The organism is Actinotalea subterranea (genome assembly GCF_008364845.1).
GTDB lineage: Bacteria > Actinomycetota > Actinomycetes > Actinomycetales > Cellulomonadaceae > Actinotalea > Actinotalea subterranea.
Map to the genome: position 1 here is coordinate 93,008 of NZ_VTTP01000010.1, position 21,344 is coordinate 114,351.

Consider the following 21,344-nt stretch of genomic DNA (forward strand, 5'->3'; position numbering starts at 1 on the left):
GGCCGGCGCGGGATCAGCGGGTCAGCGGCGCTCGGTGCCGTCCTCGTCGCGTGGCTCGGTCAGGCTCGAGGCGTCGTCGGGCACCTCGACGTCGACGGGTGCGTCGGCGTCGGCGTCCACGTCGTCCGTCGGCTCAACGGTCTCGTCGTCCTCGTAGACGTCCTCGTCCTCGTACACGTCCTCGTCGTACTCGTCCTCGGCGAGCTCGTCCTCGTCGGCGTCCTCGGCCACGGGAACGGTCGGCTCGACGAGCTTGGCGATCGCCGGCTTGAGCCAGCGGCTCGTGACGCCGGGCGAGATCTCGATCGTCACGACGTCGTCCTCGACGTCGACCACGGTGCCGAACAGACCCGAACCGGTCATGACCTCCTGGCCCGGCATGAGGTTCGACCGGAAGTTGGCCGCCTCCTTCTGCTGCTTGCGGGTGCGGTTGGTCATGAGCCACATGGCCCCGAAAGCCAGCGCCAAGATGATCAGAAAGCTGTAGTCCATGGGGTCTTCTCACGTCCTGTTCAGGTTCAGCGACCGCGCGCAGTCTAGGTGACCCGCGCTCCCCCGCCCTAACGGGCCGGTGGACGTGCTGGTTCCCCTGGAGAGGCTAGAGGACCACGGGCGCCCGGTGTGGGACCGCCGTCAGCCGAACAGGGTGTCGGACGCCGCGGGTGCGGCCAGGCCGAGGTGCTCCCACGCGCGGGCGCTGGCGACCCGGCCGCGCGGGGTACGGCCCATGAGCCCCTCACGCACGAGGAACGGCTCCGCGACGGTCTCGACCGTCTCGGGCTCCTCTCCCACGGCGACGGCGAGCGTCGTGAGGCCGACGGGGCCGCCCCCGAACCGGGCGCAGAGCGCGTGCAGCACCGCACGGTCGAGCCGGTCGAGGCCGAGCTCGTCGACCTCGTACACCGCGAGGGCGGAGCGGGCCGCGTCGAGGTCGAGCGTCCCGTCCCCCCGGACCTGGGCCCAGTCGCGGACCCGTCGCAGGAGCCTGTTGGCGATGCGTGGCGTGCCGCGGGAGCGGCCCGCGACCTCGGCGGCGGCGTCCTCGTGGAGCTCCACGCCCAGCAGGCCGGCGGACCGGGCGAGGACCTGCCGCAGCTCGGCCTCGTCGTAGAAGTCGAGGTGGCCCGTGAACCCGAAGCGGTCGCGCAGCGGTGCCGGCAGCAGACCGGCACGCGTCGTGGCGCCGACGACCGTGAAGGGCGGGAGCGACAGCCCGATCGCGTTGGCCCCCGCGCCCTTGCCCACGACGACGTCGACCCGGAAGTCCTCCATCGCCACGTACAGGAGCTCCTCCGCGGGCCTGGCCAGGCGGTGGATCTCGTCGAGGAAGAGCACCTCGCCCTCCTCGAGCGAGGACAGGACGGCGGCGAGGTCACCCGCGTGCTGGATCGCCGGGCCGGAGGTGACGCGCATCGACGTGCCGAGCTCCGCGGCGATGATCATCGCGAGGGTCGTCTTGCCCAGCCCGGGAGGTCCGGACAGGAGCACGTGGTCGGGCGCGCGGCCCCGGCCCATCGCCGCGTGCAGGACGAGCTCGAGCTGGTCCCGGACGACGCGCTGGCCCACGAACTCCGCGAGCCGGCGCGGGCGGAGCGCCGCCTCCGCGGCACGCTCGAGGTCCTCGGCCCCCGGTGCGACGATCCGTTCGGTCGTGATCTCGTCGGTCCGGACGTCGTCCTCAGGCACGTCCGCCGCCCAGCACGCGCAGCGCACCCCTCAGGACCGCGGCGACCTCCGAGGCGTCGACCGCGCCGGCATCGGCAGGGGCGACGCGCGCGACGGCGTCCTCCGCCGCCTTGGTGTTCCAGCCGAGGCCCACGAGCGCCTCGACGACCTCGCCGCGGCGGTCGGACGGGGCGTGCGTGACCGGGGCGCCGCCCGCCGACGTGGCCGGCGCGCCGAGCCGGTCGGCCAGCTCGAGCACGATGCGCTGCGCCCCCTTGCGGCCGATGCCCGGGACCCGCTGGAGCGCCGCGAGGTCCTCGCCGGCGACCGCTCGGCGGAGCGCGTCGGGGGTGTGGACCGCGAGCATCGCGAGAGCGAGACGGGGGCCCACCCCGCTGACGGTCTGCACGCTCTCGAAGACGTCGCGCTCGTCCGCGTCAGCGAACCCGTACAGGGTCAGCGAGTCCTCCCGCACGACGAGCGACGTCGCGAGCTCGCCCGGCTCACCCACCCGCAGGCCCGCGAGCGTCGCCGGCGTCGCGTACGCGACGAGGCCGACGCCGCCGACCTCGATGACGGCGGCGTCGAGGCGGACACCCACGACACGTCCCCGCAGCGACGCGATCATCAGACGACCTCCCGAGCCCGTCGCCGCCCAGCCGGGCACCGAACACCTGTACGACCAGGAGCCACCGTAACAAGCGCGTCCGTCACCGCGTGGCGCGGCGCGCCGCCGCCTCGGCCTGCGCCCAGGCCCGCTGCGCCGCCGTGGGACCCGTGACCACCTGACCGTCGGATGGGCTCCCCGACCCCACCGAGCGGGAGGCCGGTGCCGTCGTCGCGGCACCCGTCGCAGGGCGCCAGAGGTGGCAGATCCCGAGCGCGAGCGCGTCCGCGGCGTCGGCGGGCGTGGGCAGTGCGGCGAGCCGCAGGATCCGCGCGACCATCTGCTGCACCTGCGGCTTGTCGGCCCGTCCGTTGCCGGTCACCGCGGCCTTGACCTCGCTCGGCGTGTGCAGCGCGACGGGGATCCCCCGCCTGGCGGCGGCCGCCATCACGACGCCCGACACCTGTGCCGTGCCCATCACCGTGCGCACGTTGTGCTGCGCGAAGACCCGCTCCACGGCGACCGCGTCGGGCTGGTAGCGCTCGAGCCACACCTCCACGACCGCGGCGATCGCGGCGAGCCGCACCGCGACGTCGTCGTCCACGGCCGAGCGTGCGACGTCCACGGCGACGAGCTCGACGCGGCGCCCGGGCAGGGAGTCGACGACGCCGAGACCGCACCGGGTCAGGCCTGGGTCGACTCCGAGGACGCGCACGGGCACAGTCTCCCAGCCGGCGTCGCCCGCACCACGCAGGTGCGGGCGGCGCGGCGAGGCGTCACTCCTCCTCGAGCGCCGCCATGACCTCGTCGGAGGCGTCGAAGTTCGCGAAGACCTCCTGCACGTCGTCGCTGTCCTCGAGCGCGTCGATGAGACGCAGGATCTTGCGGGCGCCGTCGACGTCGACCTCGACCTGGGTGGCGGGCACGAACTGCGCGTCGGCGGAGTCGTAGTCGATGCCGGCGCCCTGGAGCGCCGTACGGACCGCGACCATGTCGCTGGCCTCGCTCAGGATCTCGAAGGCCTCGCCGAGGTCGTTGACCTCCTCGGCCCCCGCGTCGAGCACCGCTGCGAGCACGTCGTCCTCGGTCAGCCCGGCCGTCTTGGGCACGATCACCACGCCGCGCCGGGAGAACAGGTAGGAGACGGAGCCCGGGTCGGCCAGGGAGCCACCGTTGCGCGAGAACGCCACGCGCACGTCCGACGCCGCACGGTTGCGGTTGTCGGTCAGGCACTCGACGAGCACGGCGACACCGCCGGGGCCGTAGCCCTCGTACATGATCGTCTGGTAGTCCGCACCGCCGGCCTCCTGGCCGGAGCCGCGCTTGACCGCGCGGTCGATGTTGTCGTTCGGGACCGACGACTTCTTGGCCTTCTGGACCGCGTCGAACAGCGTCGGGTTGCCCGCGAGGTCGCCGCCGCCGGTGCGTGCCGCGACCTCGATGTTCTTGATGAGCTTGGCGAAGAGCTTGCCGCGCCTCGCGTCGACCACTGCCTTCTTGTGCTTGGTGGTGGCCCACTTGGAGTGACCGGACATGATGCGAAACCCCTCAACCGCGGTCGGTGACGATCTGGACGAACATCCGGTGCACGCGCAGGTCGCCCGTGATCTCCGGATGGAAGGACGTGGCCAGGACGTCGCGCTGACGCACCGCGACGATCCTACCGGCGGCGGGCCCCGTGCCCACCGTCGCGAGCACACGGGCGTCGGCGCCCGCCTCCTCGACCCATGGCGCGCGGATGAACACCGCGTGCACGGGGTGCTCGGCGCTGTCGGGGACGCCGTCGACGACGAGGTCCGTCTCGAACGAGTCGACCTGACGGCCGAACGCGTTGCGGCGCACCGTGATGTCCAGGCCCCCGAGGGTCTGCTGGCCCTCGATGCCGCCCGTGATCCGGTCGGCGAGCAGGATCATGCCCGCGCAGGAGCCGTACGCCGGCAGCCCGTCCCTGATCGCGGCCCGGAGCGGCTCGAAGAGCTCGAACACGTGCAGCAGCTTGTCCATCGTGGTGGACTCCCCGCCGGGGAGCACGACGCCGTCGACCGAGCCGAGCTCGCGCTCCCGCCGGACCGTCACGGCGCGCGCGCCGGACGCCTCGAGGGCGGCCACGTGCTCGCGGACGTCTCCCTGGAGGGCGAGGACACCGACCGTCGGGCGCGCATGAGTCACGGCGGGCGAGTCTACGACCCCTATCCTCGGGACCATGACCATCCCGCTCCAGACCAGTCAGGCCGCACCCGGACGTCGCTCCACCCGGGGCGCACGGATCCTGACCGCGGTCGGCGCCCTCTTCATGATCGGCGCACTGGTCGTCGCCTTCCTGTCCGCGCGCACGTTCGTCGGTCTGCTGCCGGTGGACGTCCTGGACGGGGACGGCGAGCCCGGACCCGCCGTGCTGCTCACCGTGCCCGCACCGGGCACCGGTGAGGTCACCCTCGACGCGGGCACCGACTACGCGCTGTTCACCGTCGTCGACGCCCAGGACAGCGACAGCAGCGGGGCCGACGACGTCCTCGACGCGGAGGTGGCCGTGACCGGTCCCGACGGCACCGCCGTCGAGGTGCGCGGCTCGGCCGACGTCGACATGAGCACCGGTGGCGGCGGCCGCCACGCGAGCACCGTCGGGTCCTTCGAGACGGACGCCGCGGGCACCTACACGGTCATCGTGCCGGCCGCCCAGCAGCAGCACGTCGAGGTCCTGGTGACGCAGGACCAGCCGGTCCTGCCGTTCGTCGGCGGGATCTTCGGGACGATCGCCGGGGCCTTCGCGGCGGTCCTCCTCGGGATCCTGGGCGTCGGCATGCTCATCGGCGGTGTCGTCTGGTGGGTCCTGCGTCGTCGCAGCGCCTGACGGCGCGCCGCACGCCGCCCGGCGGCTGGCGAGGCGGCCGGCGGGGCTCAGCGGCCGTCGGGGCTCAGCGGCCGTCGGGGCTCAGTTGCCGTCGGGCAGCTCGCGGAGCGTGCCGTCCCACCCGGTCAGGAGGCCACGGACGATCTCGACGAGCGGGGCCGGGAAGATCTCGACCGTCACACGCTCGAGGTCGTCGAGCGACCACCACCGCACCTCGTCCATGAACCCGCGCTCGACCTCCGTCCAGCCGCTCGTGACGAGGCGGTCGGTCGCCGCGGTCCGCGCGACGAAGAAGACCTCGTCCTGGCGGACCGGGCGGCGGTAGAAGTCGAAGATCGCGCTCCGACGCAGCACCGGTCCCTCGAGGTCGCCGACGTCGAGCCGTAGGCCCGTCTCCTCGAACAGCTCACGGACGGCTGCCGCGGGGGCCGACTCCCCCGCGTCGATCCCGCCGCCGATCGTGAACCACCACGTGCGCTCGGGCTGGTCGGCGTCGTGCCCGCGCGCGAGCAGCACCCGGTCCTCCTCGTCGAGGAGGATGACGCGTGCCGCGGACCGCCGCAGGACCCCGTCCGGCCCGACGACCCACTCGGGTCCGAGAGCAGGCGTCCCCTCGGCCGGTACCGACGGTGCGGCGGCGTCGTGGCGCGCGGGTTCGCGCGCCGTCGTCACCAGCCGCGCTCGGCCAGGCGGTGGGGCTCGGGGACGTCCTCGACGTTGATGCCGACCATGGCCTCGCCCAGGCCGCGCGACACCTTGGCGATGACGTCCGGGTCGTCGTAGAACGTGGTCGCCTTGACGATCGCGGCGGCACGCTCGGCCGGGTTGCCCGACTTGAAGATGCCCGAGCCGACGAACACGCCCTCGGCACCGAGCTGCATCATCATGGCCGCGTCGGCCGGGGTGGCGATGCCGCCCGCCGTGAAGAGCACGACCGGGAGCTTGCCCGTCCGTGCGACCTCGGCGACCAGGTCGTACGGCGCCTGGAGCTCCTTCGCGGCCACGAAGAGCTCGTCCTCGGGCAGCGACGTGAGGCGGCGGATCTGGTCGCGGATCTGACGCATGTGCGTCGTCGCGTTCGAGACGTCACCGGTCCCGGCCTCGCCCTTCGACCGGATCATGGCCGCACCTTCGGTGATGCGTCGCAGCGCCTCACCGAGGTTCGTCGCGCCGCACACGAAGGGGACGGTGAACGCCCACTTGTCGATGTGGTGGCTGTAGTCGGCCGGGGTCAGCACCTCGGACTCGTCGACGTAGTCGACACCGAGGGCCTGGAGAACCTGGGCCTCGACGAAGTGACCGATCCGCGCCTTGGCCATGACCGGGATCGAGACCGCGGAGATGATGCCGTCGATCAGGTCCGGGTCGCTCATGCGCGCGACACCGCCCTGCGCACGGATGTCTGCCGGGACCCGCTCGAGCGCCATGACGGCGACGGCGCCGGCGTCCTCCGCGATCTTGGCCTGCTCGGCCGTGACGACGTCCATGATGACCCCGCCCTTGAGCATCTCGGCCATGCCGCGCTTGACCTTGGCGGTGCCGATGACGTTGCTGGAGTTCTCGGTCGTCACGTCAGTCCTTGCTGCTCGGGGGTTGCCCGCGCCGGTTCTCCGCGCACGCGCCGCCGGTACCCGAGGGGACCGTGGCCCGGGCGCCGGTCCGGGACGGGAGCCGCGTCGTCGGGGCGGCACGAGCCATCCTAGACCGGCAGCGCGGTCTGGAGCCGGTGCCGTGTCGCCACGAGCGCGGCCAGCAGCGCCGCCTCCTCGTGCGCCGCATGGTCGGGTGCCCGACCGGTCGCGATGCGCTGACGCAGGTACGCGAGCCGCGTCGCGAGCGCCTGGAACTCGGCCATCGCGCCGCGTGCTCCCGGTCCGCCCCGACCGGCCGCCCACGTCCGCGCGCGACGCCGCTCCCGCAGGGACGTGAGCATCGCGATCTCGGCGGGTGCGAACCACCACGCGGCCGCGTACTCCGCGAGCCGGGTCCGGACGACCCGCGCCTCACGGCTCCGCAGCCACACGACGAGGCCGACGGCGGCGAGGAAGAGCGGGACCTGGACGACCGCGTAGAGCACCAGGAACTCGCTCGTCGAGCCCATCGACGCGCTGCCGTTCCACAGGCCGTGCAGCAGGACGGCGGCCGCGAGGCCGACCGGGAGGGCCCAGACCCACGCGTGACGCGAACGGCTGTCCGCGGCGAGACCGAGCGCGAGGCCCGTGCAGGCCGTGAAGAGCAGGTGGGCGAACGGCGACATGACGGCGCGCATGACGAACACCATCGCGACGGCCTGGCCGCCGCCCGCAGTGGTCGCCGCCTGGGACATCGCACCACCGAAGTAGAGGATGTTCTCGACGAACGCGAACCCGGCCGCAACCGTCGCGGCGTAGACCAGGCCGTCCACGGGACCGTCGAAGGAACGCCGCCACGCCAGGAAGACGACGAGGACGCCCGCGGCCTTGATGGACTCCTCCACGACGGGCGCGACGACGGTCGCGGCGACGAGGTCGGCGCTCGTCGACGCCGTCCCGGCCGCCACGAGCGCGAGCACGGCGCCCGTGTTCAGCAGGAGTGCGACGAGGACCGCGACCGAGGCGCCCCAGCCGAAGGCGACCGCCAGGGACTGCCACGGCTCCGGCTCCCACCGGTCGACCCACCGGACCGCCGCGAGGACGAGGGCGAGCGGGACCAGTGCGAGGACCGCCGCACCCGGCAGCGCCGCGAGCCCGACGGAGAAGCCCACGACGGCCACGGCCGCGATGCCGAGGACCCCGAGGACGACGAGCGCGACCACGGTGCCGACCCCGTGGTTGGCGCCGTACGGCCGGTCCGCCGCGCCGCCCGGTCCGCGACCGGCTGCGGGCCAGGGCGGGGCGACGCTCGCCGGTGCCGCGGCGACACCGCCCGGGTGCATCGCGGGCGCGCGGTAGGGCGGCGGCTGCGTGGTCACGTGAGCTCGCCGGGCTGGGCGAACGCCTCCGGCCACGCGTCGTCGATCTCGACGGTGGTCGGCACGGCGGCGTGGCCGTGCAGCCGCAGCAGACGCACCAACGTCTTGCGGCGCATGCGCTGGGCCTGGACGACTGCCTCGTTGTGGAAGCGCCGCGCGAGGTGCACCCGGTACCAGGCCGCGGACAGGGCTGCCACGAGCTCGGCACCTCGCTCGTCCGCGCGCAGGACGTCGACCTCGTCCGGCTCGGCGAGGGCCGTCCGGATCGTGCGGGACAGCTCGCTCTCGACCTGGTCGCGCTCTGCCTGGTCGAGCGCCCCCGTGCCCGTCCCCGCGACCGGCGCCGCGCCCGTACCCCACCCGCCCACGGGCGTCGGGCCGTCCGTGCCGCCCGCTCCGGGAGCGCCCGAGGGACCGACGGAGCCGAGCACGGCGGTGCGGCCCGTGGGCACGGCCGTCAGGCCCGGCGGGAGGCCCGCGAGCTCCTCGGCGCGGCCCTCGGCCCCGGCCGACAGGGCCGCCCACGCCGCCTCACCCACGAGGACCGAGCTGACCGGGTCGAGGAGGCCCGAGGACGCCAGCTCGGCAGCGACCGACGCGCGGCGGACGAGCTGGTTCTCGAGCACGGCCCGCGACGCCGCGACCTTGCGGTGGAGCCGGTCCAGCCGGCTCGCGGCGAGCCAGACCGACCAGAGCATGAGCAGGAGCGCCGCGACGACGACGACGGTGACCTCGGACCAGGTCATCGGGTGCTCCCCTCGGGCGACGTGTCGGGACGTCGGCGTCCCCGCAGCGAGGCGGGGTCCTCCCCGACGCGGACCTGCGGCGAGGCCGCGAGGACCATCTCGTAGACGGTCAGGACCTGCTGGGTGACCGACGACCAGTCGTAGCGTCGGACGACCTCGCTCGCGCGGGCGGACGTGCGGCGGCGCAGCTCGGGGTCGGCGAGCACCCGGGTGAGGGTCGCAGCCAGGTCGGCCGCGTCGCCGTTGCGGAACAGGACTCCCGCGTCGCCCTCGTCGAGCACCCTGCGGAAGGCGCCGAGGTCGCTCGAGACGACCGTCGCGCCCGCACTCATCGCCTCGACGAGGACGATGCCGAAGCTCTCGCCGCCCGTGTGCGGCGCGCAGTAGACGTCCACCGAGGCGAGGAGCCGCGCCTTGTCCTCGTCGGACACGCCGCCGAGGAACTCGACGGACGCCGCCAGGTCGCCGAGCTGCTCGCGCGCCTCCGCAGCCCCGGTCTCCCCGTGGCCTGCGACCAGGAAGCGTGCGCCGGGGTGCGCCTCGAGCACGGCCGGGATCGCGCGGGTGAGCACCGGGAGGCCCTTGCGAGGCTCGTCGAGGCGCCCGAGGAAGGCCACCGTCGGCGCCTCCGGGGTGCCCGTCCACCGCGGGTCGGGCTGCGCCTGCGCGAAGGCGTCGACGTAGACCCCGTTCGGGATGACCACGGCGTCCCCGCCGAGGTGCTCGACGAGCGTGCGGCGTGCGTCCTCGGAGACGGCGATCCGGGCGGAGATCTTCTCCATGCTCGACCGGACCATCGGGTACGCGACCTGCAGCGCCCTCGACCGCAGCAGGGCCGTGTGGAACGTCGCGACGATCGGCCCCGACGCGATCCACAGCGCGAGCATCCCGAGGCTCGGCGTGACGGGCTCGTGCAGGTGGAGGATGTCGAAGTCACCACCCTCGAGCCAGCGCCGCACCCGCCGCGCGCTCACAGGTCCGAAGGTCATGCGTGCGACCGAGCCGTTGTAGCGGACCGGGATGGCACGGCCCGCGGGCGTGATGTAGTCCGGCAGGGGCGTGTCCTCGTCGGCCGGCGCGAGCACCGAGACGGAGTGCCCCAGCTTCTCGAGGGCCTCGGCCAGGTCACGCACGTGGAACTGCACGCCGCCGGGTACGTCGAACGAGTACGGGCAGACCAGCCCGATGCGCAGGCCGGCGGTCATCGTGCCTCCCCCGCGGCTGCGCGGGTCGCCGCGTAGCGGTCCGGGTCGAGGTCCTGCACGAAGACCCGCTGGAGCATGTGCCAGTGCGTGGGGTCCGCGGAGATCCCCGTGGCGAGGACGTCGACCCAGGCCTGCGTGAGCTCCTGCACCTGGACGGGTCGAGGCACACCCTGCGGCGCCCGTACCTGCGGGTGGAAGTCGATGTGGATGCCCCAGGGGGATCCCGCCGCGCGGCGCCGTCCCCCGCGCAGCCGCTCGTGGCGGATCGAGACAGGGAAGAGCGCCGCGCCGGTCGTGACGGCGAGCACGGCAGGGCCCGCCGCGACGCGCGCCCGTTCGCCGAGCAGGTCGACCTCGACCCCGCGGGCCGTCAGGTCACGGTCCGCGAGCAGCGGGACGAGGATGCCGCCGCTCCGCACCGCGCGCATGAGCTCCCGGAACACGTCGGTGCCCGCGTCGAGCGCGATGATCGTCATGCCCAGGCCCTCGCGGAGGTGGAGGAACTCCGCGAACACCTCGGGCGGCTCGAGCCGCTCGGCCACGGTCGTCACGGGTGCGAGGTGCACGGTCGCCCACGCGCCGGCGAGGTCCCAGTTGCCCTCGTGACCCAGCGCGAGGACGACGGAGCGGCCCTCGCCGATCTCGTCGAGCAGCGCCTGCGTCCCGGTCGTCGAGACCCTGGCCATCAGCTGCTCGGGCGTGACGTTGCCGAGCGTGAACGCCTCCCCGTAGTAGCGCAGGTAGTTGCGCATGCCGACCCGGCTCAGGCGTCGCAGCTCCCGCGGGTCGGCGCCGCGTCGGGCACGCGCGAGGTTCGCCTCGAGCCGTCGGACGCCCTGGCCGTGCAGGAGCCAGGCGACGTCCGCCGCGAGGGCCATGGCCCCGCGGACCACGCTCTCGGGGAGGCGCGCGGCCAGGTGCCAGCCCCGCAGGAGCAGGCGCGACGTGTCCGGCGTGAGCGCCGCGGGCCAGCGGCTCACGCGGCGGGCTCCTCGCCGCGGGCGGCCGTGGCCGCGACCTGTCGGCGCACCGTCGCCATGCGCTGGACCACGGTGACCGCGCTCGCGACCGCGAGGAGCGCCAGCACGACCGTCAGGACCGCCACGGGTGCGCCGAGGCCCACGGCTGCCGTCGCCACGAGGACGGCCGCGAGCCGGTCCGCACGCTCCGCGATCCCGACGTTCGCCGTCATCCCGAGTCCCTCCGCCCGGGCGCGGGCGTAGGGCACGACGGAGCCCAGGACGAGGCAGGCGAGCGCGAGGACCGCCGTCGCGTCGTGGCCCTGCACCGCGAGGTGGATGAGCAGCCCGCTGAAGATCGCTGCGTCCCCGAGGCGGTCGAGCGTCGAGTCGAGGAACGCACCCCAGGCGCTCGCCCTGCCCGACGCGCGCGCCATGACGCCGTCGACGAGGTCGCTGAGCACCAGCACGGCGATCACGAGCGTCCCGGCGAGCAGGTGTCCCGTCGGGAAGAGCCACAGGGCCGCGACGACCACGCCGAGCGTCCCCGCGACGGTCACCGCGTCGGGTGAGACGCCACGGCGCAGGAGGAACATCGCGATCGGGGTGAACACCCGGGTCGCGCCGGAACGGAGTCGGTTGAGCACTGCTCGATCATCCCCTCGCCGCGGGCCACGCGGCCGCGAGCCGGTCGCGCGTGTCACCGAGCAGCTCCGGCAGAGCCTTCGTCCGGCCGACGATGGGCAGGAAGTTCGCGTCGCCGCTCCACCGCGGGACGACGTGCTGGTGCAGGTGCGCCGCGATCCCGGCCCCCGCCACGGCGCCCTGGTTCATGCCCAGGTTGAAGCCGTGCGGGCCCGAGACGGCACGCAGCACGCGCATGGCCGTCTGGGTGAGCGCGGCGACCTCCGCGGACTCGGCCTCGTCGAGGTCCGCGTAGTCCGCGACGTGGCGGTACGGCACGACCATCAGGTGGCCCGGGTTGTACGGGTAGAGGTTCAGGAGCACGTAGGCCAGGGCACCCCGCGCGACGACGAGGCCCTCGGCGTCGGGCAGACGCGTCACCCTGCAGAACGGGCACTCGGCGGCCCCGTCACCCGTGGGCTTGTCCTGCCCGCCGATGTACGCCATGCGGTGCGGGGTCCAGAGCCGGCTGAAGCCGTCGGGGTCGCCCGCGAAGGCCTCGGCGGGCTCGGGCGCCGGGTCGGTCGGCACAGCCTCAGACCTGCACGCGGTCGCGGATCGCCGCCAGGATGCGCTCGACCGCCTCGGCGACGGGCACGCCGTTCTCCTGGCGACCGTCCCGGTACCGGAAGGAGACCGCGCCGGCCTCGGCGTCCTCTCCCCCGGCGATGAGGACGAACGGGATCTTCTGCGTGCTGGCCGTGCGGATCTTCTTGCCGAACCGGTCGTCGGACAGGTCCGACTCGGCGCGGACGCCCTGGGCGCGCAGCTGCGCCACGACGTCCTCGACGTACGCGTTGAACGGCTCGGCCACGGGCACCGCGAGCACCTGAACCGGGGCCAGCCAGGCGGGGAACGCGCCCGCGTAGTGCTCCAGGAGCACGGCGAAGAACCGCTCGATCGAGCCGAAGAGCGCGCGGTGGATCATGACCGGCCGCTTCCGCGTCCCGTCGGCGGCCTGGTACTCGAGGTCGAAGAGCTCGGGCAGGTTCAGGTCGAGCTGGACCGTCGACATCTGCCAGGTCCGCCCGATCGCGTCCTTGGCCTGCACCGAGATCTTCGGCCCGTAGAAGGCCGCGCCGCCCGGGTCGTCGACGAGCGCGAGGCCGGACTCGACGGCGACCTGCCGCAGGGTCTCGGTCGCCTCCTCCCACAGCTCGTCGCTCCCGACGAACTTCTCGGGGTTCTTCGTGGAGAGCTCGAGGTAGAAGTCGTCGAGGCCGTAGTCCTTGAGCAGGGCCAGCACGAACTCGAGCGCCGCCGCGATCTCGCTCTTCATCTGCTCGCGCGACGCGAAGATGTGCGCGTCGTCCTGCGTGAAGCCCCGGGCACGGGTCAGGCCGTGCACGACACCCGACTTCTCGTACCGGTAGACCGTGCCGAACTCGAAGAGCCGCAGGGGCAGCTCGCGGTACGACCGCCCGCGCGAGCGGTAGATGAGGATGTGCATCGGGCAGTTCATGGGCTTGAGGTAGTAGTCCTGGCCCTGCCGCCGCACCGTCCCGTCGTCGTCGACCTCGGCGTCGAGGTGCATGGGCGGGTACATGCCGTCCGCGTACCAGTCGAGGTGCCCCGAGAGCTCGTACAGGCGCGACTTGGTGATGTGCGGCGTGTTGACGAAGTCGTAGCCCGCGTCGATGTGGCGCTGGCGCGAGTACTCCTCCATCTCGCGCCGGATGATGCCGCCCTTGGGGTGGAACACCGCGAGGCCCGAGCCGATCTCGTCCGGGAAGGAGAACAGGTCGAGCTCTGCCCCGAGCCGGCGGTGGTCGCGACGCTCGGCCTCGGCGAGGCGCTCGAGGTGGGCACGCAGCTCGTCCTTGGTCGGCCAGGCGGTGCCGTAGACGCGCTGGAGCTGGGGGTTCTTCTCCGAGCCCCGCCAGTAGGCGGCGGCGGAGCGCGTCAGCTGGAAGCCGTTCGCGATGAGCCTGGTCGTGGGCAGGTGCGGACCGCGGCACAGGTCCTGCCACACGACGGTGCCGTCGCGGCGCACGTTCTGGTAGATGCTGAGCCCGCCGAGCCCCACCTCCACGGAGGCGCCCTCGGTGTCCGCCGTGCCCTTGAGCCCGATGAGCTCGAGCTTGTACGGCTCGGCCGCGAGCACGGTGCGGGCCTCCTCCTCGGTCACGTCCCAGCGCCGGAAGGACTGGCCCTCCTTGACGATGCGCTGCATGACCTTCTCGAGCGCCTTGAGGTCCTCCGGGGTGAACGGGGTCTCGACGTCGAAGTCGTAGTAGAAGCCGTCGGTGATCGGGGGGCCGATGCCGAGCCGCGCCGACGGGTTGACCTCCTGCACGGCCTGCGCCAGGACGTGGGCGGCCGAGTGCCGCAGGACCGCGAGCCCGTCGGGCGAGTCGATGGTCACGCTCTCGACCGCGGCCCCGTCGGGCAGCGGCGCGGCGAGGTCCCGCAGCTCGCCGTCGACGCGGACGACGACGACGTCCCGGCGGTCCCCGAAGAGGTCCGTACCGGTCGTGCCCGCCTCGACGGCGCGTTCGACCTGGTCGACGGTCAGGGTGATCTGTGACACGGAGCTGCTCCTCGGGTGGTCGGCGGCTCGATGCTATCGAGCCGGCGCTGCGGCCGGGCACGCACGGGCACGCGCAGGGACGCACGGGCACGCGCAGGCACGCTGCGGGCACTGACGGGAAAGAACGCCCACGACGCCCTGCCGGGCACACCGGGAGCCCTCGGCGGGCGACGGGGGCGTCACGGCCCGGTCACGGAACGACAACGACGCCCCGACAGCAGACGGGCCGAGCCCACAGAGCACTGCTCCAGACGGGTGACGATGCTCTGCGACCGGGTGAAGTTCCGCGAGGTCCCTGGACAAGGGATCCCGGGTCTGACCTGCGAGGTCATGGCCCGTCACAGACTTGTCAAAGAGAAGGTCCGCCCGAACGGGGGATGACTGCACCAGCAGGGGGTGGGCGATACTGGGTTCGAACCAGTGACCTCCTCGGTGTGAACGAGGCGCTCTACCACTGAGCCAATCGCCCGTCGCTACGGCGAACAGCTCACCGCATGACGTCGCCATGATGCTAGCGAATGAGAACCGGATTACCGAAACGCAGCGGCGGCGGGTCGTGATCAAGCAGTATGTGGGGGCACTGGAGAGGTCCCGAGCACGAGGAGAGGGGTGGTGATGGCAGAGCAGAACCGGGACGTCCGTGAGGTCGTCCCCATGCATCTTGTTCTCTCGGACGCGAGCGTCCTGCCCATCAGCGCCGAGCTGAGCTTCGAGGCCACCGACCCGTACACGGTCCGGGTGGCGTTCTCCGGTGCCAGCGCGACGTCCACGTGGCTCATCGGCCGTGAGCTGATCGCCCACGGGATCCTCGCGGACGCCACGGCGCCCGCGGGCACCGGCGACGTGCGGATCTGGCGCGACGAGGACCCTGCCTACCTGCTCATGGCGCTCAGCGGCGTCGAGGGCGATGCGCTCCTCGCCGGGCCGGCGGAGCCGTTCGTCGACTTCGTCGCCGCGACCGTCGCCCTCGTCCCGTTCGGCGCCGAGGGGCCGCGCATGGAGGACGAGATCTCGCGTCTCATCGTCAGCCTCCTGGACGCCTGACCCGAGAGGCCTGCCCCGGCCACCCACGAACCTCGACGAGGCCCGACCGCCCCCCAGCCGGTCGGGCCTCGTCATGTCTGCGGGTCACGGGTCGACGTCGTCGGCCTCCCGCCGCGCGTACAGGTCGGCGACCGCCGCGCTCAACGGCCCCGCAGCCACGGGTGAGCCGTCGAGCGCGACGACGGGGACGAACGTGCGGACGGAGCCGCTCAGGGCGAGGTGGGCACGGCCCGCAGCGACCTCGTCCAGAACGGTGTACGGCAGCTCGTCCGGTGACGCCTCCCGCACGGGCAGCCCCACCTGCGCGGACCACTCGAGCACGAGCTCACGTGTGATGCCGGCGAGGCAACCCGTGGACAGCGACGGGGTGACGAGCTCGCCGTCGCGCTCGACGAACACGTTGCTCCCGGTGCCCTCGCACAGGGCCCCGACCGTGTTGGCGAGCAGCGCCTCGTCGGCGCCGTGGCGGTGCGCCTCGGCGAGGGCGACCACGTTCTCCGCGTACGACGTCGTCTTCAGGCCTGCGACGGCCGAGCGCTCGTTCCGCGTCCACGGGACCCGGGCCACGCGTGCGGGGGACGGCGGCGACGCCGGTCCCGCCAGGACCAGGACCGTCTGCGCACCGGGAGTCCGGCCGGACCCCAGCGGGCCGATGCCGGCCGTCACCGTGATGCGCACACGACCCGACCCGGGGGCGGCCGCGAGCACCGCGTCGACGCCCGACCGGATCGCGTCGAGGTCCGGCTCGTCGAGGCCGAGCCCACGCGCCGAGCGCGCGAGGCGAGCGAGGTGCCGCGTGAACGCGAAGGCCTGTCCACGGATCACACCGCACGTCTCGAACACGCCGTCGCCCACGGTCACGCCGTGGTCGACACCGCTCAGGAGCGGCTCCCCCGGCGCCCTCAGCCGCCCGTCCGCCCACACCACGATGTCCGTCACGTGCCGTCCTCCGTCCGTGCCTGCGGCGGGCGCTCGCCCCGACGGCCGAGCCCGTCCGGCCCGTGCCCGGACGCCCGACGTGCATCCTCGCGCGCACCGGCCGGCGCACGCGCGCCGACGCGCGGGGGCCGGCACCTCACGGGCCGCCGCCACCCGCGAGGCTCACGAGGCGCCTGGCCTTGAGCTCGGTCTCGTCCCACTCCGCACCGGGGTCGCTGCCCCACGTGATCCCGGCGCCGGTACCGAAGCGGAGGTGCCCGCCCTCGTCGGCGGACCACCAGAACGTCCGGATCGCGACCGCGATCTCGGCGCGGTCACGATCGGCGTCGATCCAGCCGAACGCCCCGCAGTAGGGCCCGCGTGGCGTCGGCTCGAGCTCGGCGATCACGCCCAGCGCCGCGGCCTTGGGCGCCCCGGAGACGGAGGCCGGCGGGTACGTCGCGCGCAGGACCCTCGCCCAGTCGACACCCCCCGCCGGGGACGCTCCCTGCCGCCCGCCGACGGCCGGCTCGGCCGGGGTGAGCCTGCCCTGGACGGTGGTGACCAGGTGGACGAGCCCAGGATGGTGCTCGAGGGCGAGCAGGCGGGTGACCTCGACGGTCCCCGGCGCGCACACCCGCTGGAGGTCGTTGCGGACCATGTCCGCGATCATCACGTTCTCCGCCCGGTCCTTGTCCGTGAGGCCTGCGGGCGTCGCCGCAGTCCCCTTGATGGGGCCGGACGTGATCACGTCGCCGTCCACGCGCAGGAAGAGCTCGGGTGAGGCCGAGACCACCCACGCGGGCGTGACGGCCCGGCCGCCCGGCCCAGCCACCCCGCGCGGCACGTGGATGCCGCCTGCGAACGGCGCGGGGTTGCCCTCGGCGAGCCGGGCGCCCAGTGCGGCGGCGTCCGGCTCGCGGCCCGCGTCGGGCGGCAGCGCCGCGCTCAGGACCCGGCAGAGGTTCACCTGGTACACGTCGCCCTCACGGATGTGGCCGCGCACGCGTTCCACGCCCCGCACGTACTCCTCGCGGCCGAGGGTCGAGGTCCACCGCCCGCTCGGGCCGCGCCAGCCGTCCGCCGCACCGACCGGGCGCGCCTCGTCCTCGGGCAGGCGCTCGACGTCCGCGAACCGCCACGCCCGGACGCGCCCCTCGAAGTCACCCACCACGGCCCAGCACCCGCCCGCCGACACGCGGACGGCATCCGTCGCGAGGTCGACGCACTCGACGGCGTTCCGCAGCCGCAGGCCCGGGAACCAGGCCGTGCCACCGGCGACGCCGGTCACCGTGCCGCCGCCGGGCAGCTCGCCACGTCGCACCGCTGGGCGCCCTCCCGTGGCGAGCGCATGGGCGAGGGGTCAGGCACCGGGCCACGGTAGCCGGGGCGTGGCCGGGAGCGACCAGAGGGCGCAAGCCGAGCGGGTCGCGCGCGCAGACCGGACGGCCGTCGGACCCTCCGGAGGCCGGGCGCGACCCGCCGGAGGTGGGCCAGTTGGACTCTCGTCGCAGCGGTCGGTTAGAGTCTGGGACGCACACAGCGCCGGGGGAAGCCCCGGAGCGTGTCGCGCGGACGTGGCTCAGTGGTAGAGCATCACCTTGCCAAGGTGAGGGTCGCGGGTTCGAATCCCGTCGTCCGCTCGGAGGCGACATCCCGTGACGGGCGTCAGGCGCCGGACGTGGCATGAGCCTTCACGGTGGAGTGGCCGAGAGGCGAGGCAGCGGCCTGCAAAGCCGTCCACACGGGTTCGAATCCCGTCTCCACCTCGCACGAACGACGCAGTACTCACCTGAGCACTACCCGTCTGAGCAGTTCCTGACGGGCGATTGGCGCAGCGGTAGCGCGCTTCCCTGACACGGAAGAGGTCACTGGTTCGATCCCAGTATCGCCCACCAGCATCACAGCAGGTCGCAGGCCGTTCCGGACATCGTCCGGGGCGGCCTTCCTGGCACTCATGGGACGAAATGTAGCAACGGATGTAGCAACGTCCCCCACGCGCTCTTGGGCCGCTCGTCAGGCACGGGCTAGCCGGCTCGCATCGTCTCTCAGTCGTGCGGATCTTCATGCATTGGGAGGGTCTGACGCCTCAACCTCAGCGGTCGGGCCCCCTTGCGGTATTCGCCCCCCGAGGGACTCCATGGCGGAGCGGGCGATGTCGGTGCTCACATGGCCGTAGACGTCTGCGGTGATCCGGATGTCAGCATGCCCGAGGAGTTCGGAGACCGCCTTGAGGTGGATGCCGGCCTCGAGCATCGCGGTGGCTGTGGCTTTCACCGGTACACGGCGGCGTGCTGGTGCTGATAAACGGCGGTGTCTAGGTCGTCCCGATGACGAGGGTGCTGGCGGCGGCTTCGACGACGTCGTTGGTGATGGTCTGCAGCTCGTTGATCTTCAGGACGCGTTCGATCTGGGGGAAGAGCCGCTCGAGGAGGCGGAAGTTGCCCCGGGTGATGCGGCTGATCGCGGCGATGGCCTGCGCGTCGGTGAAGTCGTCGGGGTTGAGCGTCTTGCCGAGGGTGCGCCAGTGGCGTTGGAGGACGAAGAGCAGCTCGTCGTTGCTCAAGGGCCGGTACTGATGGGCGAAGCCGACGCGGCTGTAGAACTGGGGGTAGTGGGTGAACTGCTTCTCCAGTCCGGGCATGCCGATGAGAATCAGGGCGATCTGGTCGCGGTCGTAGCGGTCCCGTAGGAGCTCGAGGGCGGTGGGGCTCAGGCGTTCGGACTCGTCGACGATGACGAGCTGTACGTAGTTGGTGGTGCGCCGGGTGCCCCACCGGTCCAGGGGGATGCGGCCGGGGACTTCGACGTGCTGCTGGATGCAGATGCTGGTGCGCGTGATGATCCGGTCCAGGTCCTCGCGCAGCAGCCGCGGGGTGGTCAGGACCCCGGGGGTGTACAGGGCGGTGCGGTTCTTGGCCAGCGCGGCGTAGATCTTGGCGTCGTCGTCGCTGCGTGGGCCCCAGTCGGTGAGCAGCTCGCGGGCTTGGTCCCAGTGGGCGTAGCGGCGTGCGGAGACGGTCTTGCCGACCCCGGCCGGTCCGAAGCACAGCCCGATGGTGCGCCCGCGCCGGACGGAGTCGGCGAACTCGGTGAACCGGCGGTGCTCCTTGGTGACGATGAAGCGTTCGCTCACGTCAGGTCCTCCTTGTAGACCTTGAGCCGCGCCACCGTCGGTCGGCGGGGCGGCACTGGCCTGGCCGGGGGGTCGGGGGTGTGGGCGGCGACGACGGCGATCCGCTCGTTGATGCCTCGGCGCAGGTCGCGGCGACGGGCGTTGCGGGCGGCCTGGACGTCCTTGAGGCTGATCTGCTGCGCGTGGTGGTCCTGGTCGACGGCGGCGCACAGGAACTGGTCGTGGTCGAAGACGCGGATCTCGGTGATGTCTCTGGGGTCGTAGCGGATGACCACGGGGCGCCCGACGAAGCCGGCGAGGGTCGGTGCGACGTAGCGCATGCCCTGGAAGTGGATGCCGTCGCGGCGCACGGTCCTGGATCGGGCGACGGTCAGCAGCAGCCCGTCCAGCGCCTGGAGGGTGTCGGGAAGGCGTGGCAGCCACCCGTCGGCGATCCACGCCGCCCGCGGCGAGACACCGAGCTCGCTGTGGGCCCGATCGTTGTAGTCCAGGACGAACGCCCCGACGGCGGCGTCCAGGTCGGCCAAGGACAGTGCTGGCGCTGGCCAGCTCTCCGCACCGCTGGCGAGATGTCCGGGCAGGGTGGTGAGCAGCTCGGTGTTGACCGTGCCGAAGAAGCGTTCGACCTTGCCTCGCCCTTGGGGTCGCGCGACGGCGGAGTGGATCAGGCGGACGTGCAGGTCAACCGCGGTGCGGGCCAGATGGTCGCTGGTGAAGTCGGACCCGTGATCGACGTAGAGCACCTCGGGGATACCGCACATCGGCCACCGGGGGTCGGTCTTGGGCCAGATCGCCTGTCGCAACGCCAGGGCGGTGTACATCGCCGACGGCGCACCGAAGAAGACCGTGTAGCCGCAGATCGCGCGGGAGCGGTCGTCCATCACCACGGTTAGCCACGGCCGGGCCGGCTTGCCGTCCGTGCCGACGAGCACGATGTCCAGCAAGGTGTGGTCCGCCTGCCACATCGCATTGGGGCTCTCGGCCGTCCGCCGTAACGCGAGCTCGTACTTGTCCCGGTAGGAGGCTGGTCCCTCGAGGGCGAGGGTGACCATGCCGGGGTCCAGGGCGGTGATGATCGACCGGACGACGCCGTAGGACGGGACCGGCCACCCGGTGCCGGAGCAGACCTTCACCACCGTCCGGTGGATCGCGGCGATCGGTGGGCGGGGCCGAGTCAGCCCGAGCCCTTCGATCAGCGCGATGAGCTCCGCCGGTAGGCGATGCCCGCCCGCGTCCGCCCGCGGCAGTCGGCCCAGCGCTTGCAGGCCGCCGGCGCGGTAGCGGGCATGCCAGCGTTCCAGCGTGCGCACACCCAGGCCGTGATGACGGGCCAGCGCGGCGAGCGGGACCTGGTCCTCGACATGCGACCGCAGGATCTGCCACCGCCCGTCCGCGTCCACGACCGACCTACACGGCGCTGGTGGCTCGTCGTGACGGGGCCGCTGCGGCGGGTGGGCGGTTCAAGGCCCGGTAGATCGTGGTGCGGGAGACGCCAAGCACCTGACCGATCTGGGCGACGGTCATGTCTTTCTGCTCGTACATGCGCCGGGCAGCCCGGACCTGGTCCGCGGATAACGCCGACGGTCGTCCACCGTTGCGGCCCCGAGCGCGAGCGGCCGCCAGGCCGGCGTTGGTGCGCTCTCGGATCAGGTCGCGCTCGAACTCGGCCAGGGCCGCGAAGACGTGGAACACCAGCCGTCCGCCCGGGGAAGTGGTGTCGATCGTCTCCTGCAAGGACCGGAACCCCACGCCCCGGTCGGCCAGGACCTGCAGCTGGTCGATCAGGTGCCGGATGGACCGGCCGAGGCGGTCCAGGCGCCACACCACCAGGGTGTCACCGGGGCGTAGCTGGTCCAGCAGCTTGTCCAGCTCGGGCCGGTGCTGCAGCGACCCGGAGCCGGTGTCGACGAACACCCGGTAGCACCCGGCCTTGGTCAGCGCGTCGGTCTGCAGCGACGCGTCCTGGTCGGTCGTCGACACGCGCGCGTAGCCCAGGAGGTGTCCCACCCTCCGACCGTAGCGAAACCCGTCCGACACAGGAAGTATTGC

Annotated in this window: 22 protein-coding genes and 4 tRNA genes; 5 read left to right on the forward strand and 21 right to left on the reverse strand. The window is 73.0% G+C overall.

Annotation, left to right across the window (positions count from 1 at the left end; translation table 11 throughout):
* Positions 1-21: 21 nt before the first annotated feature.
* The 6 genes from yajC to pdxT all read right to left on the reverse strand — a co-directional run bounded on the left by yajC (position 22) and on the right by pdxT (position 4,477).
* Complete coding sequence (gene yajC / locus FZ988_RS15110) at positions 22-492, reverse strand: preprotein translocase subunit YajC (protein WP_149204865.1); 471 nt, start codon at positions 490-492, stop codon at positions 22-24.
* 141 nt (positions 493-633) lie between these two features.
* Complete coding sequence (ruvB, locus tag FZ988_RS15115; RefSeq protein ID WP_149204866.1) at positions 634-1,686, reverse strand: Holliday junction branch migration DNA helicase RuvB; 1,053 nt, start codon at positions 1,684-1,686, stop codon at positions 634-636.
* Positions 1,679-2,293, reverse strand: a complete 615-nt coding sequence (ruvA, locus tag FZ988_RS15120) for a Holliday junction branch migration protein RuvA (RefSeq protein WP_149204867.1) — start codon at positions 2,291-2,293, stop codon at positions 1,679-1,681. Before ruvA ends, ruvB begins: the two co-directional genes overlap by 8 nt.
* Before the next feature lie 82 nt (positions 2,294-2,375).
* Positions 2,376-2,987 (reverse strand): crossover junction endodeoxyribonuclease RuvC, encoded by a 612-nt coding sequence (ruvC, locus tag FZ988_RS15125; RefSeq protein ID WP_149204868.1) that lies wholly within the window; start codon positions 2,985-2,987, stop codon positions 2,376-2,378.
* Between the two features lie 61 nt (positions 2,988-3,048).
* On the reverse strand, positions 3,049-3,807 hold the full coding sequence (locus FZ988_RS15130; RefSeq protein WP_149204869.1) for a YebC/PmpR family DNA-binding transcriptional regulator: 759 nt from the start codon (positions 3,805-3,807) through the stop codon (positions 3,049-3,051).
* A 13-nt stretch (positions 3,808-3,820) separates the two neighbouring features.
* Positions 3,821-4,477, reverse strand: a complete 657-nt coding sequence (gene pdxT / locus FZ988_RS15135) for a pyridoxal 5'-phosphate synthase glutaminase subunit PdxT (RefSeq protein WP_149204870.1) — start codon at positions 4,475-4,477, stop codon at positions 3,821-3,823.
* On the opposite strand from pdxT, the gene FZ988_RS15140 reads away from it, so the two are divergent.
* The gene (locus tag FZ988_RS15140; RefSeq protein WP_149204871.1) at positions 4,476-5,123 is read left to right on the forward strand and encodes a hypothetical protein; all 648 of its coding nucleotides are present in this window, start codon (positions 4,476-4,478) and stop codon (positions 5,121-5,123) included. The two genes, pdxT and FZ988_RS15140, sit on opposite strands and share 2 nt — an antisense overlap.
* 81 nt (positions 5,124-5,204) lie before the next feature.
* Here FZ988_RS15140 and FZ988_RS15145 read toward each other — a convergent pair whose 3' ends face one another.
* The 10 genes from FZ988_RS15145 to FZ988_RS15190 form a co-directional block, all read right to left on the reverse strand.
* Positions 5,205-5,795 (reverse strand): NUDIX hydrolase, encoded by a 591-nt coding sequence (locus tag FZ988_RS15145; protein WP_149204872.1) that lies wholly within the window; start codon positions 5,793-5,795, stop codon positions 5,205-5,207.
* The gene (gene pdxS / locus FZ988_RS15150; protein WP_149204873.1) at positions 5,792-6,694 is read right to left on the reverse strand and encodes a pyridoxal 5'-phosphate synthase lyase subunit PdxS; all 903 of its coding nucleotides are present in this window, start codon (positions 6,692-6,694) and stop codon (positions 5,792-5,794) included. The genes FZ988_RS15145 and pdxS overlap by 4 nt, the downstream gene beginning before the upstream one ends.
* Positions 6,695-6,822: 128 nt before the next feature.
* On the reverse strand, positions 6,823-8,073 hold the full coding sequence (locus FZ988_RS15155) for a PrsW family intramembrane metalloprotease (RefSeq protein WP_149204874.1): 1,251 nt from the start codon (positions 8,071-8,073) through the stop codon (positions 6,823-6,825).
* Positions 8,070-8,819, reverse strand: coding sequence for a LemA family protein (locus FZ988_RS15160; protein ID WP_149204875.1), 750 nt, complete (start codon positions 8,817-8,819; stop codon positions 8,070-8,072). The genes FZ988_RS15155 and FZ988_RS15160 overlap by 4 nt, the downstream gene beginning before the upstream one ends.
* On the reverse strand, positions 8,816-10,012 hold the full coding sequence (locus FZ988_RS15165) for a glycosyltransferase family 4 protein (protein WP_188079128.1): 1,197 nt from the start codon (positions 10,010-10,012) through the stop codon (positions 8,816-8,818). Before FZ988_RS15165 ends, FZ988_RS15160 begins: the two co-directional genes overlap by 4 nt.
* An 8-nt stretch (positions 10,013-10,020) precedes the next feature.
* On the reverse strand, positions 10,021-11,004 hold the full coding sequence (locus tag FZ988_RS15170) for a phosphatidylinositol mannoside acyltransferase (RefSeq protein WP_246169549.1): 984 nt from the start codon (positions 11,002-11,004) through the stop codon (positions 10,021-10,023).
* On the reverse strand, positions 11,001-11,630 hold the full coding sequence (gene pgsA / locus FZ988_RS15175; RefSeq protein ID WP_149204877.1) for a phosphatidylinositol phosphate synthase: 630 nt from the start codon (positions 11,628-11,630) through the stop codon (positions 11,001-11,003). The genes FZ988_RS15170 and pgsA overlap by 4 nt, the downstream gene beginning before the upstream one ends.
* Positions 11,631-11,637: 7 nt before the next feature.
* Positions 11,638-12,198: an HIT family protein gene (locus tag FZ988_RS15180; RefSeq protein WP_246169550.1), complete on the reverse strand. Its 561-nt coding sequence runs from the start codon at positions 12,196-12,198 to the stop codon at positions 11,638-11,640.
* Positions 12,199-12,202: 4 nt separating this feature from the next.
* Positions 12,203-14,197 (reverse strand): threonine--tRNA ligase, encoded by a 1,995-nt coding sequence (gene thrS, locus FZ988_RS15185; protein WP_149204878.1) that lies wholly within the window; start codon positions 14,195-14,197, stop codon positions 12,203-12,205.
* Positions 14,198-14,594: 397 nt separating this feature from the next.
* Positions 14,595-14,666 (reverse strand) — tRNA-Val (locus tag FZ988_RS15190).
* Between the two features lie 146 nt (positions 14,667-14,812).
* Between FZ988_RS15190 and FZ988_RS15195 the strand changes: the two genes are divergently transcribed.
* Positions 14,813-15,241: an SsgA family sporulation/cell division regulator gene (locus FZ988_RS15195; RefSeq protein WP_149204879.1), complete on the forward strand. Its 429-nt coding sequence runs from the start codon at positions 14,813-14,815 to the stop codon at positions 15,239-15,241.
* Positions 15,242-15,325: 84 nt separating this feature from the next.
* Here FZ988_RS15195 and FZ988_RS15200 read toward each other — a convergent pair whose 3' ends face one another.
* Both FZ988_RS15200 and FZ988_RS15205 read right to left on the reverse strand, forming a co-directional pair.
* Positions 15,326-16,180 carry an aminotransferase class IV gene (locus FZ988_RS15200; RefSeq protein WP_246169551.1) on the reverse strand — a complete coding sequence of 285 codons (855 nt, stop codon included), beginning with the start codon at positions 16,178-16,180 and terminating at the stop codon, positions 15,326-15,328.
* 136 nt (positions 16,181-16,316) lie between these two features.
* On the reverse strand, positions 16,317-17,483 hold the full coding sequence (locus FZ988_RS15205; RefSeq protein WP_425457996.1) for a chorismate-binding protein: 1,167 nt from the start codon (positions 17,481-17,483) through the stop codon (positions 16,317-16,319).
* Positions 17,484-17,730: 247 nt separating this feature from the next.
* On the opposite strand from FZ988_RS15205, the gene FZ988_RS15210 reads away from it, so the two are divergent.
* From FZ988_RS15210 to FZ988_RS15220, 3 genes are all read left to right on the forward strand, one after another.
* Positions 17,731-17,802 (forward strand) — tRNA-Gly (locus FZ988_RS15210).
* 55 nt (positions 17,803-17,857) lie between these two features.
* A tRNA-Cys gene (locus FZ988_RS15215) sits at positions 17,858-17,928 on the forward strand.
* A gap of 54 nt (positions 17,929-17,982) precedes the next feature.
* Positions 17,983-18,057: transfer RNA gene (locus tag FZ988_RS15220), tRNA-Val, on the forward strand.
* Positions 18,058-18,476: 419 nt separating this feature from the next.
* On the opposite strand, the gene FZ988_RS15230 is transcribed toward FZ988_RS15220, so the two are convergent.
* The 3 genes from FZ988_RS15230 to FZ988_RS15240 are packed head-to-tail and all read right to left on the reverse strand — an operon-like array spanning position 18,477 to position 21,302.
* Positions 18,477-19,295: an AAA family ATPase gene (locus tag FZ988_RS15230; protein WP_149204881.1), complete on the reverse strand. Its 819-nt coding sequence runs from the start codon at positions 19,293-19,295 to the stop codon at positions 18,477-18,479.
* Positions 19,292-20,695, reverse strand: coding sequence for a Mu transposase C-terminal domain-containing protein (locus FZ988_RS15235; RefSeq protein ID WP_149204882.1), 1,404 nt, complete (start codon positions 20,693-20,695; stop codon positions 19,292-19,294). The genes FZ988_RS15230 and FZ988_RS15235 overlap by 4 nt, the downstream gene beginning before the upstream one ends.
* 7 nt (positions 20,696-20,702) lie before the next feature.
* Positions 20,703-21,302: a recombinase family protein gene (locus FZ988_RS15240; protein ID WP_149204883.1), complete on the reverse strand. Its 600-nt coding sequence runs from the start codon at positions 21,300-21,302 to the stop codon at positions 20,703-20,705.
* Between the last annotated feature and the right edge of the window lie 42 nt (positions 21,303-21,344).

Excerpts from the sequence above, each read along its gene's own strand:
- FZ988_RS15160 (WP_149204875.1), bottom strand. The coding sequence starts at position 8,819 with ATGACCTGGTCCGAGGTCACCGTCGTCGTCGTCGCGGCGCTCCTGCTC.
- ruvA (WP_149204867.1), bottom strand. The coding sequence starts at position 2,293 with ATGATCGCGTCGCTGCGGGGACGTGTCGTGGGTGTCCGCCTCGACGCC.
- pdxT (WP_149204870.1), bottom strand. The coding sequence starts at position 4,477 with ATGGTCCCGAGGATAGGGGTCGTAGACTCGCCCGCCGTGACTCATGCG.
- FZ988_RS15140 (WP_149204871.1), top strand. The coding sequence starts at position 4,476 with ATGACCATCCCGCTCCAGACCAGTCAGGCCGCACCCGGACGTCGCTCC.
- FZ988_RS15195 (WP_149204879.1), top strand. The coding sequence starts at position 14,813 with ATGGCAGAGCAGAACCGGGACGTCCGTGAGGTCGTCCCCATGCATCTT.
- FZ988_RS15130 (WP_149204869.1), bottom strand. The coding sequence starts at position 3,807 with ATGTCCGGTCACTCCAAGTGGGCCACCACCAAGCACAAGAAGGCAGTG.
- yajC (WP_149204865.1), bottom strand. The coding sequence starts at position 492 with ATGGACTACAGCTTTCTGATCATCTTGGCGCTGGCTTTCGGGGCCATG.